This is a genomic window from Mesorhizobium sp. C277A, assembly GCF_040324395.1.
In the GTDB taxonomy this organism is placed as follows: domain Bacteria; phylum Pseudomonadota; class Alphaproteobacteria; order Rhizobiales; family Rhizobiaceae; genus Mesorhizobium.
In genome coordinates this window covers 4,969,463-4,985,067 of the sequence record NZ_JAMYVW010000002.1, presented here as the reverse complement: position 1 = coordinate 4,985,067, position 15,605 = coordinate 4,969,463, and the positions used below count along the sequence as shown (strand labels likewise).

Genomic DNA, 15,605 nt, shown 5'->3' with positions numbered 1-15,605 from the left:
TCCTTGTGAATACCCCGGCCGTGACGAGCGTGGCGAGATCACGGGTCATGGCCCAAGGTCAAAGAGATAGAGCATGATGTCGTCCGAAAACCGCTTCACACTCTTCGGCATCATGCTCTGGTGAGGTGTCCATGAACTGCTCGGGCTGCGGTTTCGAGATCGAGGGCGGTTACGCCTTCTGTCCGAAGTGTGGCCGCCGCCAGCCCGTGCCATGCGCCAGTTGCGGCTACGCCTGCGCACCTGATTTCGAGTTCTGTCCTAAATGTGGGGCAAGCGTCGGTGCGTCCGCAAAAGCTGCCGAACGGCCTGCTCCGACACCAAGCCGCACCATTGCGCAGCCCTCTCGAGCTCCGTCGCCGAACATCGAAAGCGAAGAGGGGCCGCATTCCGTCTCCGACGCCGATCGACGAACGGTAACGGTGCTGTTCGCCGATCTCTGCGGCTTCACGACACTCAGCGAGCAGCTCGACCCCGAGGTCATGCAGGCGCTGCAGAACGAACTGTTCAAGGAATTGACGGCGGCCGTGCAAGGCTTTGGTGGTTTCGTCGACAAATTCATCGGCGACGCTCTGCTCGCCTTGTTCGGTGCGCCGGTCGCGCATGAGGACGATCCGGAACGTGCGCTTCGAGCCGCTCTCGACATGATCGCCCGGACGGCGCGGCTCGGTGAAAGCACCCGCCACTCCGGCTCGCCGCTGCTGCTCCACATAGGCATAAACACGGGTCCGGTCGTTACTGGCGGATTGGGCATCGGCACCGCCAAATCTTATTCGGTGACCGGCGACACGGTGAATACGGCGCAACGCCTGCAATCGCTGGCTGCACCGGGTGAGGTGCTGGTGGGCGAACTCACGCACAGGCTGACCCGGCATGCCTTCTCGTACGAGTCGCTGGGCGATGTCGTGTTTCGCGGCAAGGCTGGCAGTGTGCTCGTCCACCGACTGGATGCACCGCTTGCGGCGCCGCGTGCAGCGCGCGGGCTCGAGGCGCTCGGCCTCAGTGCGCCCATAATAGGTCGTGATGCGGAGCTCAACAGAATGCTGGCGAGCCTTGACTTGGCGTGCGGCGGCTCGGCCCAGCTTGTCCGCATCGTCGGCGAAGCCGGTATCGGGAAGTCGCGGTTGGTGAAGGAGTTCGTCGCCCGCGTCGGCGACGAGGATCGTTTTCGCAACGTCGCCGTGCGGCAGGCCACGTGCTCACCGCTGGGTGAACAATCATTTGGCGCCCTGGGTGCAGTGGTGCGCAGCGCTGCCGGGATGATGCAAAACGACAATGGGGACGAAATGCGGGGCAAGCTCGCAGCCTTGCTTGCCGATCTCGGCCTGCAGGGCGAGGAGGCGAAGCGGCTGATGCCTTTGCTCTACCATGTGCTTGGCCTCGGCGACCCCGATGCCACCTTGCAGCATGTCGAGCCCGAGCAGCTGCGGCGGCAAATTCTCTACGCGGTCCGCACAATCATGGAATGGCGGCTTGCGTTGTCGCCGCTGTTGATTGTCGTCGAAGACCTGCACTGGGCCGACTCCGTCTCGCTCGAGGCACTGCGTTTCGTGATGGACAGACTGGAACGCACGCGGCTGATGTTGCTGGTCACGAATCGTCCGGCGTCGGACAACGACCAACTCGACTCAAGTCGGGTCAGCCACACAGCGCTCAGGCTTTCGCCGCTCGACAGCGATGACGGACGCCGCCTGGTGGCGGCGCTTTTCGGCGAGAGCTGGGTAAACGCCGCAGGAGGGCTTCTCGACCAGATCCTCGAGCGCGCGGGCGGCAACCCGCTTTTCTTGGAGGAGATCGTTCGCGGCCTTATCGATCGCGGTGTATTGGTGCGCGATGGCCAGCAATGGCGGACCGTGGCAGGCGAAGTCGCAACCGGCATCCCCGCCACGATCCAGGCAATGTTGCTTGCTCGCGTCGACCGGCTGCCGCAAGAGGTGCGCCGGTTGGCCCAGGAAGCCGCGGTAATCGGCCCGCGCTTCGATGCCACGCTTCTGAAAGCCGTGGCAGCCGACCCCGGCCGACTGGAAGCGGGCTGCGAACTGCTTTGCGATGCGGAAATCATCGAGGAAGTTGCCGGATCAGGCTCGGTCTCGTCGCAAAGCTACCGCTTTACGCAAACATTGCTGCAGGACGTGATCTACCAGAATCTGCTCCTGCAACGCCGGACCGACATCCACCGCCGGGTAGGTGCCGCCCTGGAGCAACTGTGCGGCGACAAGCCGGAACGGTTCGAGGATCTGGCCGTGCTCGGTCATCATTTCGCTCAGAGCGCCGAGCGGGAGAGGGGCGCGCATTACCTGCAGGCGGCGGGAGATCGCGCTCGCATGATATACGCCAATGACGACGCCCTTCGTTTCTACGAGCGAGCACTGACTGCGTTGGGCGCGATCGGGCAAACACCGCTCAAACTGGCAATTGCAGAGCGCATTGCCGATTTGAGCGGCCCGGCAGGCCGCCGCGAGATTGCACACCGCCACTACGAGGCGGTGCTGCAGGCCTATCGCGAGTCAGCCGATCGTGTCGCGGCGGCGCGCGTTTTGCGCAAGATCGGTCGGCTGTTTTGGGACGTGGGCAAGCGGGACGACGCGGAATCGCGCTACGCTGAAGCGGCAGCGCTCCTCGATGGAGCGGATGCCCCGATCGAGCAGGCGCATCTCTGGCAAGAACGTGGCCGACAGGCGTTCCGCAGCGGAGATCACACTCTCGCGGCAAAATGGGCAGACGCGGCGCTGGATTGCGTACGCTCTCTGACAACGGAACATGTCTCCGATGATGCCACCCTCGTGACCGCCGAGGCACTTAATACCAAGGCTGTTGCGCTGGCTCGCCTTGGGCGAAACCATGAAGCCGTGCGTGAGGTTGAGCGCAGCATTGAATTGGCCGAAGCCGCCGGTCTGCTGGGCGCGGCCTGCCGCGGCTACACCAATCTCGGGGTGCTCTACACGACCATCGATCCGGCGAAGGCGATGGAGGTCTGTCGGCGCGGTCTTGAAGTGGCGCGCCGTATTGGCGATTTGGGTTTCCAGGCGCGCCTCCTCGCCAATCTGGCGGTAGCTTGTTGTACTTTCACGGATCGCTGTCCAACGGAGGGCGTGCCTGCTGCCGAGAAGGCCATCGAGATTGACCGGGCGCTCGACCAGCGCGAGCACCTGCCAGTGCCGTTGATCGTGCTTGGGCAGATCCACCAGTGCAACGGCCATCCGGAACTGGCGATCGGCTTGTTCCACGAAGCACTGGAGGTAGCCCGCGAAACGGGCGAGCCCCAACTTCTGTTTCCGTGCTATGATGGACTCGCAACGCTTAATCTCGACCTCGACAATCTGGCCGAGGCCGAACGCTACTTTTCCCTGGCGCAGGGTATATGCGCCCAGCACGGGCTCGACCCGGAAGCGCTTGTGGTGCTGCCTTTTCTCGACTAGCCGGGATAGGGGGTTGGACATGTCCGCGCCTAGTGGATTGATACCGCTTCAACCGGGCGACCGGGCGCCGAACCTGATACTCGACGCCATTACCCAGGAAGGCAAGATTGCGCTTGACGACTTTCGCGGGCAAAAACCGGTGCTGGTCGGCCTGTTTCGAGGTCTGCATTGTGCGTTTTGCCGGCGCCACATCGCCGCTCAGGCGCGTCTCGATCCGGAGCTGCGCGAAAAGGGCGTGGAGAGCCTGACGGTGGTCAACACGCCGATCGAACGGGCGCGGCTCTATTTCCGCTACCATCCAATGCCGAACCTGCTTGCGGCGTCGGACCCGGAACGCGCTTCACATCGTGCTTTTGGACTGCCCAATCTCGAATTCACCGAGAACGAGACGAACTGGCCGTACAAGGTCGCGATGGCAGCGGCACAGGACATGCGGGTCGACATACCTGGCGAATTGCCCGGTCCCATGGATCCGATGACAGCCGCCGCAATCCTCGACAAGAAGGACCACTACGAACTGACCGAAGCCGACGAGCAGATGATGGCCACGGGACACGGACAACTGGTTGGTCAGTTCCTGCTGGACCGGCAGGGGATCGTCCGCTGGAGCTTCACGGAGGTCCCGGAGGGTGGGCGATACATGTTTGGCGCCCCAAACCCGAAGGAGCTGATGTCAGCCGTGTCGCAAGTCGCCCAATAATGAACTGACAAGTTCACCGTTTATCCGAGCACGGCCTCGACAGTGGCGACAAAGTCATCGAGCGAGCGGTCGCCGCGAATCTCGATGCGCGGAAGGTCGATGAGATCGCTATGGAGGTCCGCCGGCCCGTGCCTGCGGCCGAAGCCTACTCGATAGCCGCACTCCCTAGCCAGCCGGCCAAGCCGTCGGTCGGTGACGGAGAAGGGGGCCGCGAACGCCCTGGTTGGCCGGCCGGTCCAGCGTTCGATGAACAGACGAGAGCGCAGGAGCTCGGCGGCCAGGTCAGCGCTCGACAGACCATCTATGGCGCGATGCGTCGCCATGTGGCTGCCGAAGAAGGCGCCTTCGGCAGCGAGGCGTCGCACCGTCCCGGCGCCCATAAGCGGCGTCGGCGGACCGATGTCGGTGTCCCACTTTGCACTTTCGCCCACCAGGTCCGTCACCAGGAACACTTCCGCGTTCAGGTCGTTGGCGCGCAAGATCGGCCAGGCATGGTCGGCGAAGTTCTGGAAGCCGTCATCGAAGGTGATGAGCACCGGGCGGCCGACGAAAGGCTGACGGTTGGCGATGGATGCTTCCAGCTGCTCGGAGCCAATGGCGTGAAAGCCATTGGCGCGCAGCCATCCCATCTGGCTGGCGAATGCGGCGGGCGTGAGCCGAAAGCGAGCGAGCGCGGCCGGACCTTCATCGGCAACGCCGTGATACATGAGGACAGGGATATGCTGGCGCTGCTCGTTACGTGCGACGTCGCGGCGCAAGGCTCGCGCCCCACCCCAGACGATATTTCGCGCGACGCCGATTTCGATCGGCGCGCGGATCGGCACATGATCGATCACCGGGTCCGTCGCCACATCGCCCGGCGATAGGCGGCGGAAGCGGTCTATGCGGTAGAGCTCGGTCTGGATCGATTGCTCGAGCACCAGGCCTTCGGTCGCTGCCAGCGTCTCGGAGATCGCCTGGGCACCGAATGTGTTCCAGTCGAAGCCCGTCTTTTCGACATTGTCACGCAGCACGAATGCGTGTGCGCTGATGAAACTACCGCCAGGCGCCAACGCCTCGGCAAATTTCTTGGCGATGCGCCGCAACTCGGCGAGATCGTCCAGATAGTAGAGCACCTCCGAACAGAAGATCAGATCCATCTCACCCGGCAGCGTGTCGGCAGCGAAATCGAGTACGCCGAACTCGACATTCGCCTGATTGTTGCATCGGGCGCGGGCTCGCTCGATGGCTATGGCGGAGATGTCGGTTGCGGTCAGATGGCCCACGCGCGGCGCCAGCTGCCGCGTGAAATGGCCCTCCGCACAGGCCAGCTCAAGCGCCCGGCCGATGGGACCGGCAGGCAGGATCTCGATCTGCCGCTCATATTTTTCCTGCTCATAGAGCGAGCTGTAGTTCCAGGGATCCTCGGTCGCGAAATAGCTGTTCCAGAACGCCGTGCGATCCTCGTCGTGCTTGTCCGCGACCCGTGCGCGGCGCGGCGTAACAGGCTCTGACGGTTCAGCGCTCGACCGAACCAGGTCATGCGCCTGTGCGGCCAATTGCGCGAGTTTGCCGAAGTGGCTGTCCTGATCGGGCTCGCTTCCCGCCATGGCAAACGATACCTCGGCTGCAGGCGTGTTTGACGTGGTCGCGCCGGCGCCCTTTTGCGGTCCAGGCGATCCTCCCGCAAGCCGCTCAGCAGGCACTACATCCAGGATCAATTCAATCCAATGATCGCTCGTCACCGTCCCGAGTGCACCGAACTGCACGACAGCCTCGATCCGCCCATCCAGCATCAGATGGGCATAGATCTGATCGATGCCTTCCGGCAGTTCGGTCGCGGTCGGATTGCGAGCGTCGACGCGAATTCCGAGCGTTCGCGCCAGCCTGCGCGGCGTGGCAAGATCGTCGGGTTCGAGAAGCATTTGCTCAAGCTGGTACTGGACGCGGCGAGCCGCTGCGGGATTGTCCCAGATCTTGCCGAGTTCGATGATCAACGCGGTGGTTGCGCTGCCGAACCTCGCCCATCCGGCAGCCAATTGCGCCGGCACCGACAGGCTTCCTGCCATGAGGCCATCGAAGATTACCTTGGCAATCTCATGCGCCCACTTGCGTCCCGCCGGGAGTGCGCGCAGGGGCTGCGGGTCGATCAAGCGCGAGCCTGAGCCGCATTCGGACGCGGCGTTCCGCAACGCCAGCCAAGCAAGCGCTTCAGATGCGGTGCCGCCTTTCGCCGAAATTGAACCCGAGGGATTGTGCGCCACGCCGTCTTACCTGCGCCTGGTTCTGAGGGAGAACAAGTGTTCCGCAACGCGCTTACATCGCCGGTCTGGAAAAAGCAAAAGGCGCCCCGAAAGGCGCCTCTTCATCGCTTGATTCCCCTAGAGGAAACTGGAGCGGGTGAAGCGATTCGAACGCTCGACCCCAACCTTGGCAAGGTTGTGCTCTACCCCTGAGCTACACCCGCTCACACGGCCCTTTGGCCGCAAGCCGGGCCTATATGGCTGAAGAGCGCGGCGATTGCAACAGGGAAATGACGGGCTTTTTGGTCGCGCCAAATCGCTTGGCGGAACCTTGTCGGCCACGCGGGTGGTTCATCGACTTCCCGCATGACGGTCTTGTCTCGGCGGCATCATTGGCCGTAAACGGCTTTGCCGCGCGCCGATACAGGGAAAGACCACCAATGCCGAAGACCGAAGCCGAGCTTTTCGCCTTTCTTGCCGATCTCGGCATATCAGTGTCGACCGTGCGCCATCCGCCGCTCTATACGGTGGCCGATTCGCAGTCGCTGCGCGGCGAGATACCGGGCGGGCACACGAAAAATCTGTTTCTCAAGGACAAGAAGGACAATTTCTTCCTGGTCAGCGTCGGCGAGGAGGCGGTCGTCGACCTGAAGCAGATCCACACGATGATCGGCGCCGCCGGCCGGGTGTCGTTCGGCAAGCCGGAGATGCTGATGGAGCTGCTCGGTGTCATTCCGGGCGCGGTCACCGTGTTCGGGCTGATCAACGACACCGAAAGACGGGTCAAAGTGGTGCTCGACCAGGATTTGATAGCACATGCGACAGTCAACGCGCATCCGCTGACCAATGAGGCGACGACGTCGATCGCGTCCGCCGACCTCATCAGATTCGTCGAGGCAACCGGACATGATGCTGCTATCTTGAAAGTCTCGGCTTGATCGCCACATGGATGGCGAAAACTGACCTCTAGTTAAGGACGTCGCGCTGCTCCGCTGGGCGCGATCGGAAGGGCGACGACATGAGCGACAACAACAATCCGTTTGGCGGCCAATTCGGCGGCAATTCTGGCCAGTACACCACGTCCGTGCAATATGGCGGCGCCGAGCCGGCCAAGTCGGCACTTGGCCCGACACCCGGCGCAGCACCTGCCGCTGGCGAGCTGATCAAGGACACCACGACCGCCACTTTCACCGCCGACGTCATCCAGGAATCGCGCAAACAGCCGGTACTGGTCGATTTCTGGGCGCCGTGGTGCGGGCCCTGCAAGCAGCTCACGCCGCTTCTGGAAAAGGCGATCAAGGCCGCCGGCGGCAAGGTCAAGCTGGTCAAGATGAACATTGACGATCATCCCTCGATCGCCGGCCAGCTCGGCATCCAATCGATCCCGGCGGTCATCGCCTTCAAGGACGGCCAGCCTGTCGACGGCTTCATGGGCGCCATCCCCGAGAGCCAGATCGCCGAGTTCATCACCAAGGTCGGCGGCAAGGGCAATGGCGCGCCGCCCGTCGCCGAAGCACTGGCCGCGGCGGCGGAAGCGCATGCGGCGGGCGATGCGCAGACCGCAGCCGACATTTACGACGCCATCCTGGCGCAGGCGCCGGAGACGATCGAGGCGATTGCCGGGCTGGGCGAGCTTCTGTTCGAGGCCGGCGACAGCGACGGCGCCGAGGCGCTGCTGGCAACGGCGCCGGAGGCCAAGAAGAATGCGCCGGCACTTGCCGCGCTGCGTGCCAAGATGACGCTGGCTGCGGAAGCGGCAGCACTTGGCAATCCAGCTGAATTTGAGCAGCGACTGGCCGCCAATCCCGGCGACCACCAGGCGCGTTTCGACCTCGCCATGATCCAGAACGCCAAGGGCGAGCGCCATGCGGCGGCCGACAATCTTCTGGCGATTATAAAAGCCGACCGGACGTGGAACGAGGACGGCGCCAGGGCGCAGTTGCTGAAACTGTTCGAGGCCTGGGGCATGACCGACGAGGCGACGCTGGCGGCACGGCGCAAATTGTCGTCGCTGCTGTTTTCCTGAGCCGTTTGCCGGCCAAATTGCCGGGGCGTGGCTGTCGGGCCTTGCGGTCGGCGGCCGCCGCGCCAGATTAGGCCGATAACATCGCGCCCGAAGCGGGTCGGAGGAGTGAAGGTGCAGGTCGGAAACGCATTTTACCGGGTCGGCAAGGATCTGCCGGCAACCATTCCGGTGTTTCCGCTTGCCGGCGCGCTGCTGCTGCCGGGCGGGCGCATGCCGCTCAACATCTTCGAGCCGCGCTATCTGCAGATGGTGGATGAGGCGATCGCCGGCGCGCGGCTGATCGGCATCGTCCAGCCCAGCCTCAATGGCGCGTTGCGCGCCGACGGGGAGCCGGAACTGTGCAATGTCGGCTGCGCCGGGCGCATCATCTCGATGGCCGAGAGCGGCGACGGCCGCTATCTGGTTTCGCTGCAGGGCGTCTGCCGTTTCCGCATCACCAGCGAATTGCCGGTGAAGACGCCTTTCCGGCAATGCAAGCTGGCGCCGTTCCTCACCGATCTTGCCGAAGACCAGGCGGCAAGCGAGGTCGACCGGCCGGCGCTGTTGAAAGCGTTTCGCGCTTATCTGCAGGCCAACGATCTCGAAGCCGATTGGGAAAGCGTCAGCCGCGCCGAGAACACCATGCTGGTCAATGCGCTGTCGATGATGGCGCCCTACGGACCGGCCGAGAAACAGGCGCTGCTGGAGGCGCCCGACCTGAAAGCCCGCGCGGAGACGCTGATCGCCATCACCGAAATGGCGCTGGCGCGCGAGAATGAGGACTTTGGCTCCAGCCTGCAATAAGGGCTGAGCCGATGGCTGAAGGGGGATCCAATGGCTGCGGATGGGCGTGACGGCAAGTCGGTCAATGTCGATCCAAAATTGCTGGAGCTGCTGGCCTGCCCGCTGACCAAGGGGCCGCTGGCCTGGGACCCGGTGCGCGGCGAGTTGATCTCGCGGCTTGCCAAGCTCGCTTATCCCGTGCGCGACGGCATCCCGATCATGCTGCCCTCGGAGGCGCGGACTATTTCGGCGGAAGACGTGCTGTCGCCGCCGCGATTGGGTGGGCCGGGCTGAATCAGAGCGTCGCTGAAGTTTGCTGAAGGCTGGCGGGACAGCGCCCTGAAGTCCTGCCGGACATCTCCCCCACAAGGAGGGAGATTGCTTGTCGCTCCCGCTTCGCCAGTCTTTATTGTTGAAAAATTGGCTGGATGGCGAAGCCGCCGATCTCCCCCAAGTGTGGGGAGATGCCCGGCAGGGCAGAGCAGGGCGCGAAGGATCATCGTCGCTTCGCATTCGATGAATAAGCTGCGCCTACTGAAAATTCCGCCCCTTGGGCATGACCCTTTCAGCTTTGTCCGAGAGGGTGGCAATGTCGGGCCGGGCAGCCGGCGTCATCTCTTCCAGCAGCACCGTCAGCCACGGCGTCAAATCCTCGATCTTTTCGGCGACGATGTGGATGACGTCGGATTCCGACTGCAGCTTGCCGGTGACCTTGACGAAGCGCGCGCCCATGACGATGGGCCGGAAACGGGTAAAGGTCCGCTCCCAGAAAATGACGTTGGCGACGGCCTTGTCGTCTTCCAGCGTCAGGAAGATCGCATTGCCCTTGCCGGGCCGCTGCCGCACCAGCACCAGGCCGGCGACCGAGACCCGCCTGCCGTCGCGCACCGAGCCGAGATTGGCATTGGGAATGACGCCGGCGCGGTCGAGCCGCTCGCGCAGGAAGGCGACCGGATGCGCCTTCAGCGACAGGCCGAGCGCGCGGTAGTCGTGGATGACGTGCTCGCCGAGCGGCATTGTCGGCAGTTTTGTCTCGGGCTCGAGTTCGCGCAGCCGGATCGCCGGCTGGTCGAACAGCGGCAGCCGTTCGGCGGCGCTCTTGCCATCCAGCGCGCGCACCGCCCACAAGGCTTCACGACGATCGAGGCCGAGCGAGCGGAAGGCGTCAGCCTGCGCCAGTCTTTCGATTTCGCCGACATTGAGGCCCGAGCGCAGCCACACATCCCTGACGCTTGTATAGCCGGCGCCGCGCCGCGCGGTGAAAGCTTCCATACGCTTCTCGGCCAAGCCCTTGATCTGACGGAAGCCAAGCCGGACGGCGCACCGGGTCTTGATGACACCGCGCATTTCGGCATGGCGCGCCAGGATGCGGCCCGGATCGAATTGGGCTTTCTCCAGGGTGCAGTCCCAGTCGGAAAAATTGACGTCGACGTCGCGGATATCGACGCCATGGTCGCGCGCGTCGCGCACCAGCTGGGCCGGCTGGTAAAACCCCATCGGCTGCGAATTCAGGATCGCGGCGCAGAACACGTCGGGATAAAAGGTCTTGAACCAGCAGGAGGCATAGACGAGCAAAGCGAAGGAGGCGGCGTGGCTTTCGGGAAAGCCGTATTCGCCGAAGCCTTCGATCTGCTTGAAGCAGCGCTCGGCGAAGTCCTTGGTGTATCCCTTGCCGACCATGCCGTCGATCATGCGCTGGCGGTAATTGCCGATGGTGCCGGTGCGCTTGAAGGTGGCCATGGCGCGGCGTAGTTCGTCGGCTTCGCCGGGTTTGAAACCACCGGCGACGATTGCAATATTCATCGCCTGTTCCTGAAACAGCGGCACGCCGAGTGTCTTCTTGAGAATAGCCTCCAGCTCTGGCTTTTGATATTCAGCCGCTTCCTTGCCCTGCCGACGGCGCAGATAGGGGTGCACCATGTCGCCCTGGATCGGGCCGGGCCGCACGATCGCCACCTCGATGACCAGGTCGTAGAATTCGCGCGGGCGTAGACGCGGCAGCATCGACATCTGCGCGCGCGATTCGATCTGGAAGACGCCGAGCGTGTCGGCGCGGCAGATCATGTCGTACACGTCGTTCTCTTCCGGCGGCAGGGTGGCCAGCACATAGGGTCGGCCGTAATCATCCCGGGCCTTCGGATAATGGTCGGTGAGCAAGGTGAAGGCGCGCTTCAGGCAGGTCAGCATGCCAAGCGCCAGAATATCGACCTTCAGGATCTTCACCGAGTCGAGATCGTCCTTATCCCACTCGACCATCTTGCGCTCGTCCATTGCCGTCTTGACGATGGGGACGATCTCGTCGAGCCGGTCGCGGGTAATGACGAAGCCGCCGACATGCTGCGACAGATGCCGGGGAAAGCCCATGATCTCGTTGGCGTGGGCGATCACGTGACGGGTCGAGGTCTCGTTGCGGTCGAGGCCGCCGGCATGCGCCTCCTTCTCGCCGAGCTCCGAGGTCGACCAGCCCCAGATCGAACTGGAGAGCGCAATGCGGACATCGTCCGACAGGCCCATGGCCTTGGCCACCTCGCGCAGCGCCGAGCGGCCGCGATAGCTGATGACGGCGGCAGCCAGCGCGGTGCGCTTGGCGCTGTATTTGGAGTAGATGTACTGGATCACCTCCTCACGCCGCTCATGCTCGAAATCGACGTCGATGTCGGGCGGCTCGTTGCGCTCCTCGGAAATGAAGCGCTCGAACAACGTGTCGATGCGCTCGGGGCCGACCTCGGTGATGCCGATGCAGTAGCAGACGATCGAGTTGGCGGCCGAGCCTCTGCCCTGGCACAGAATGCCCTCATTGCGGGCGAACTGGACGATGTCGTAAACGGTCAGGAAATAGCGCGCATAATTCAGACGCTCGATCAGAGCGAGCTCCTCACTGATGCGCTGCAAGACGGAAGCGGGGACGCCCGCCGGATAGCGCGTGGCGGCCCCCTCCCTGGCCAGACGCTCTAGCTCGGCCTGCGGCCCAAGCCCTGATTGCGTCGGCTCGTCGGGATAATTGTACTGGAGGTCGCTGAGCGAGAAGGTCAGTTCGCCGGCAAAGCGCAGCGTCTCGGCCAGCGCCCGTGGATGGCGGCGGAAGAGACGGGCCATTTCCAGCGGCGGCTTCAGATGGCGCTCGGCGTTGGCCGTCAGCTCCAGCCCGACCTCGGCGACCGGCAAATTGAGGCGGATGGCGGTGAGCACATCTTGCAGCGAGCGGCGCTCGGCGCTGTGATAAAGCACGTCGTTGGTCGCCATCAGCGGCACGCCGGCGATGTCCGCCATGCCCGCCGCCTGCTCGATGCGGAAACGGTCATTGCCGCGATAATCCGGCGCCATGCCTAGCCGCAAATTAGCGCCGAAACGGTCTTTCAGTTGACGGACCAATGCCAGGGGATCGTCGGCATTCGCCGAGAGATCCGGCAGCACCGCCAGCGACAGCAGGTCGCCCCATTCGAGCAGGTCGCTGCGCTGGAGAAGGGTCGCGCCCTTCTCGTTTTCATCGCGCAAATTGGCTTGCGTCAGCATGCGGCAGAGATGGCCCCAGCCCTTGCGGTTCTGCGGATAGGCGAGAATGTCCGGCGTGCCGTCGCCGAACACCAGGCGGCAACCGGGGTGATAGGCGAGCTTCTCGACCTTGGCCTGCTGCCAGGCGCGCACGACGCCGGCCACCGTGTTGCGGTCTGCCAGTCCGATCGAGGAAAAGCCGAGGAATTTGGCCGCCACCACCAGCTCCTCCGGCTTGGAGGCGCCGCGCAGGAAGGAGAAGTTCGACTGGATGCCGAATTCCGCATAGGGGATGACGGTCAGCGCGTTCATGCGAAGACCCCATGCATGAACCAGCGCGGCGGCACCTGCGGGTTGCCATAGAGGCCTTGCCGGTAGAGCCAGTAGCGGCGGCCGTCGGCATCCTCGATCCGGAAATAGTCACGCGTCGATGTGAGCGGATCGCTTGACGTTTCACGCCACCATTCCGGCGCGATGCGTTCCGGCCCCTCGGCGCGCGCGACCCGGTAGAGCGCGCGGCGCCAGCGGAAATTCATCGGCGGACCCTCAGGCATTTCGGTGGCCGGCACCTCGATCGGCTCGGGCGAACGGAACAGCCGGATCGGCCGTTCCGGCGGGAAGATGGTTGCGCGCGGCGCGTCTTTCGAGCCCGGCTTCCTGAGCGGTGTTTTGCGTTGTGGCGCTTCCGAGAACGGGATGGTGGCAATGGCGCGCTCCGGCAGATGGCTCTCGAGGGCGACCGGTTTCAGCACCGCACTGTCGCCGAGCCTGGCGCGGATGCGGTCGGCAAAGAGTGCCATGTCGGCGCCGTAATCCTCGGTCTCGCCGGTCAAATCGGCCTGCTGCATGTCGAAGCCGGCGGCCGCCAGCACCGAAAGCCGCACCAGGTCGAAGCCGTAGCCGGCATCGATGTCCTGTTCGAGCGCGGCCAGCCGCTCATGGAACAGGCGCTGGATAAGCTTGGGTTCGCGCAACGGTCGCGAGGTACCGACAGCGATGCGGCTGACGGCGCCGTCGACGCGAAACAAAAGCAGCGCCAGCATCCTTGCGCCCTCGCCGCGGCGTTCGAGATCGGCCTTCAGCGTCACCGCCAGCAAGAGCACCAGCCGTTCGATCTCGGCGGTCAGCACGACCGGCTCGGCCAGGTGGCGTTCGACCGAAAGCGGGGCCACGGGCAGGCGCGGCGATACCGCCTCGTCGAGGCGGCCGAGCGCCTGGTCGAGCCGCAACAGCAAGGTCGCGCCGAAGCGACGGGCGAGCGGCGCGCGCGGCGTTGCCATGACCGCGCCGGCGGTCCGCAGGCCGACGCTTTCCAAGCTGGCGCGGATATCGGCCTCGATGCGCAGTGCCGCCAGCGGCAAGGGGGCGAGCAGCGCTTCCTCCTCGCCGGAGACAACGATGCGGTTGCCGCAGAAGCGCGCCGCCGCCCAGGCTGCACCCGGCGTCGCGGCCAACCCGGCGCGGACATCGAAACCCTGCTGGAAAAACCGCGCAAGGATGTCGTCCAGCATGGCGCGCTCGCCGCCGAACAGATGCGTGCAGCCGGTGACGTCGAGATAAAGGCCATCAGTACCGTCGAGCGCCACCAGCGGCGTATAGCGATCGCACCAGTCGGCGAGGCCTTCGAGCAGCCGGCGATCGGCGTCCGGATCGGCCTCGACGATGTCGATCGAGGGATGCATGGCGCGCGCATCGGCAATGCCCATGCCAGGCTTCAGATGCAGCGCCTCAGCCCGCTCGTCGAGGGCCGATATGCGCTGGGCGTTGCGGTCGCGATGGCTGATCACGAGCGGTGGGTGAGATGGCGGCAGATGATCCGAAGGCCGGGAACGCCACGACCGTCCCAGGCGCTGGCGCAGGATCCGTTCTGCCGCCAGATGCGGGAACCACAGCGACAGAATTCTCTGCCCGTTTTTCGCGGGGCTTTCTTTCTTCGAATGCGTGTTCATCGGGGTTCCACTCCAGTGTGAATTGTCCAGGCAGAGCGGTGCGGCTCTTGCCGATGCTGACGGTGAAGGCAGGGTGGCCGATCGAGCCGGCAAGCGGCCCGGCGATCGTCCGGCGCGATTTCGCTGGTGCAGCCGACACGATGAGGCGCACCGGGGCGGCGGTCGGCTCGGCTTCGCCGGCCTGGCGCAGCAGGAACACCGGCCGGCCGGCGTTTTGGGCGCGCGCGTGCAGCCGGCGCGTCGCGGTGAGGTCGAGCCGCTGCGGGCTGCCACGGATCTCGAGAATGATTGCGGCGAGCGCCGTCATCTTGGCGGCCTCCTCGGCTACCCACAGCGCATCGGTGAGTTTCGGCGCCTCGGAAAACAGCAACTGCTCCGGTGCGATACCGAACATGCCCTGCAATCCCCTGGCATAGGGAAAGCCGGCCTCGCGAAAAATCTCCGATGTGCCGATCCACAGCACGGGCAAGGGCTGGCCCTTGAGGATCAGGCTGACCAGCGACAGCACAAAGCCGGCGACGGCCCCGGCATTGCGGGTCTCAAGGCCATGGATTTCGCTCAAGGCGGCTTTCGGCAGGCCGCCGCTCAGCGCCGCATCGAGGTGCTCGACGCCGGTCGCCAGGAAAGCATTCCGCGAAGCCACGGCAAGCCCGCGCCGGATGATGGTGACATCGGCATTAGGTTCGGGCGCACCGCCGATAGCGCTGTCAGCGCGCGCACGAGGTCGCTCGCCGGCCGGCGCGGCCAGGCGCTCGGGCAGCGTTCCCTCGATCTTCGCGATCTGGCGGCGCAGGGCAAAAACAGTCTCCCGCGCCACGGCTGATGTCGCCATGACGGTCAATTTCTCTCATAATTGTTCCTGTTATGTTCTTATAGATTCCAGAGGGTGCCGAAAGAGTCAAGCGGAGTCAGAAGGAATTTATTCCTTGATCAAAGGTGGCGAGGCCTTGGACTTGGTCGCAGCCATTCGGCGCAAAGAATTGGCCAGGTACCCGTCCATTTGCCGAGTCCGGAGGGAAAGCCTATATGCCGGATCAA

The 15,605-nt window shown here is 64.3% G+C and carries 10 protein-coding genes and 1 tRNA gene; 6 read left to right on the top strand and 5 right to left on the bottom strand.

Going from position 1 to position 15,605, the window contains the following annotated elements; translation table 11 throughout:
- The first annotated feature begins 131 nt into the window (after positions 1-131).
- Positions 132-3,416 carry an adenylate/guanylate cyclase domain-containing protein gene (locus NKK52_RS24575; RefSeq protein WP_023685083.1) on the top strand — a complete coding sequence of 1,095 codons (3,285 nt, stop codon included), beginning with the start codon at positions 132-134 and terminating at the stop codon, positions 3,414-3,416.
- Between the two features lie 19 nt (positions 3,417-3,435).
- Positions 3,436-4,116, top strand: a complete 681-nt coding sequence (locus tag NKK52_RS24570; protein ID WP_023672127.1) for a redoxin domain-containing protein — start codon at positions 3,436-3,438, stop codon at positions 4,114-4,116.
- Between the two features lie 20 nt (positions 4,117-4,136).
- Here NKK52_RS24570 and NKK52_RS24565 read toward each other — a convergent pair whose 3' ends face one another.
- Both NKK52_RS24565 and NKK52_RS24560 read right to left on the bottom strand, forming a co-directional pair.
- A complete protein-coding gene (locus tag NKK52_RS24565) occupies positions 4,137-6,359 on the bottom strand; it encodes an SAM-dependent methyltransferase (RefSeq protein ID WP_023685084.1) in 2,223 nt (740 codons plus the stop codon).
- A gap of 128 nt (positions 6,360-6,487) precedes the next feature.
- Positions 6,488-6,562, bottom strand: a tRNA-Gly gene (locus tag NKK52_RS24560).
- Positions 6,563-6,778: 216 nt separating this feature from the next.
- On the opposite strand from NKK52_RS24560, the gene NKK52_RS24555 reads away from it, so the two are divergent.
- The 4 genes from NKK52_RS24555 to NKK52_RS24540 all read left to right on the top strand — a co-directional run bounded on the left by NKK52_RS24555 (position 6,779) and on the right by NKK52_RS24540 (position 9,420).
- Positions 6,779-7,276 (top strand): prolyl-tRNA synthetase associated domain-containing protein, encoded by a 498-nt coding sequence (locus NKK52_RS24555; protein ID WP_023672125.1) that lies wholly within the window; start codon positions 6,779-6,781, stop codon positions 7,274-7,276.
- 80 nt (positions 7,277-7,356) lie between these two features.
- Positions 7,357-8,364 (top strand): thioredoxin, encoded by a 1,008-nt coding sequence (gene trxA, locus NKK52_RS24550; protein ID WP_023685085.1) that lies wholly within the window; start codon positions 7,357-7,359, stop codon positions 8,362-8,364.
- Positions 8,365-8,475: 111 nt separating this feature from the next.
- The gene (locus NKK52_RS24545) at positions 8,476-9,147 is read left to right on the top strand and encodes an LON peptidase substrate-binding domain-containing protein (protein WP_023685086.1); all 672 of its coding nucleotides are present in this window, start codon (positions 8,476-8,478) and stop codon (positions 9,145-9,147) included.
- Between the two features lie 30 nt (positions 9,148-9,177).
- Positions 9,178-9,420, top strand: coding sequence for a Trm112 family protein (locus NKK52_RS24540; RefSeq protein WP_023672122.1), 243 nt, complete (start codon positions 9,178-9,180; stop codon positions 9,418-9,420).
- Positions 9,421-9,657: 237 nt separating this feature from the next.
- On the opposite strand, the gene NKK52_RS24535 is transcribed toward NKK52_RS24540, so the two are convergent.
- From NKK52_RS24535 to NKK52_RS24525, 3 genes are read right to left on the bottom strand one after another with little or no spacing between them, the layout of a single operon-like run.
- On the bottom strand, positions 9,658-12,930 hold the full coding sequence (locus NKK52_RS24535) for an error-prone DNA polymerase (RefSeq protein ID WP_023685087.1): 3,273 nt from the start codon (positions 12,928-12,930) through the stop codon (positions 9,658-9,660).
- Entirely contained in the window at positions 12,927-14,405 is a 1,479-nt protein-coding gene (locus NKK52_RS24530; protein ID WP_023715733.1) for a DUF6504 family protein, read from the bottom strand. The genes NKK52_RS24535 and NKK52_RS24530 overlap by 4 nt, the downstream gene beginning before the upstream one ends.
- Positions 14,347-15,399 carry an ImuA family protein gene (locus NKK52_RS24525; protein ID WP_023683808.1) on the bottom strand — a complete coding sequence of 351 codons (1,053 nt, stop codon included), beginning with the start codon at positions 15,397-15,399 and terminating at the stop codon, positions 14,347-14,349. The genes NKK52_RS24530 and NKK52_RS24525 overlap by 59 nt, the downstream gene beginning before the upstream one ends.
- Positions 15,400-15,605 lie beyond the last annotated feature (206 nt).

Coding starts and splice junctions, on each gene's coding strand:
- NKK52_RS24575 (WP_023685083.1), top strand. CDS start 132: ATGAACTGCTCGGGCTGCGGTTTCGAGATCGAGGGCGGTTACGCCTTC.
- NKK52_RS24570 (WP_023672127.1), top strand. CDS start 3,436: ATGTCCGCGCCTAGTGGATTGATACCGCTTCAACCGGGCGACCGGGCG.
- NKK52_RS24555 (WP_023672125.1), top strand. CDS start 6,779: ATGCCGAAGACCGAAGCCGAGCTTTTCGCCTTTCTTGCCGATCTCGGC.
- trxA (WP_023685085.1), top strand. CDS start 7,357: ATGAGCGACAACAACAATCCGTTTGGCGGCCAATTCGGCGGCAATTCT.
- NKK52_RS24540 (WP_023672122.1), top strand. CDS start 9,178: ATGGCTGCGGATGGGCGTGACGGCAAGTCGGTCAATGTCGATCCAAAA.
- NKK52_RS24535 (WP_023685087.1), bottom strand. CDS start 12,930: ATGAACGCGCTGACCGTCATCCCCTATGCGGAATTCGGCATCCAGTCG.
- NKK52_RS24525 (WP_023683808.1), bottom strand. CDS start 15,399: ATGGCGACATCAGCCGTGGCGCGGGAGACTGTTTTTGCCCTGCGCCGC.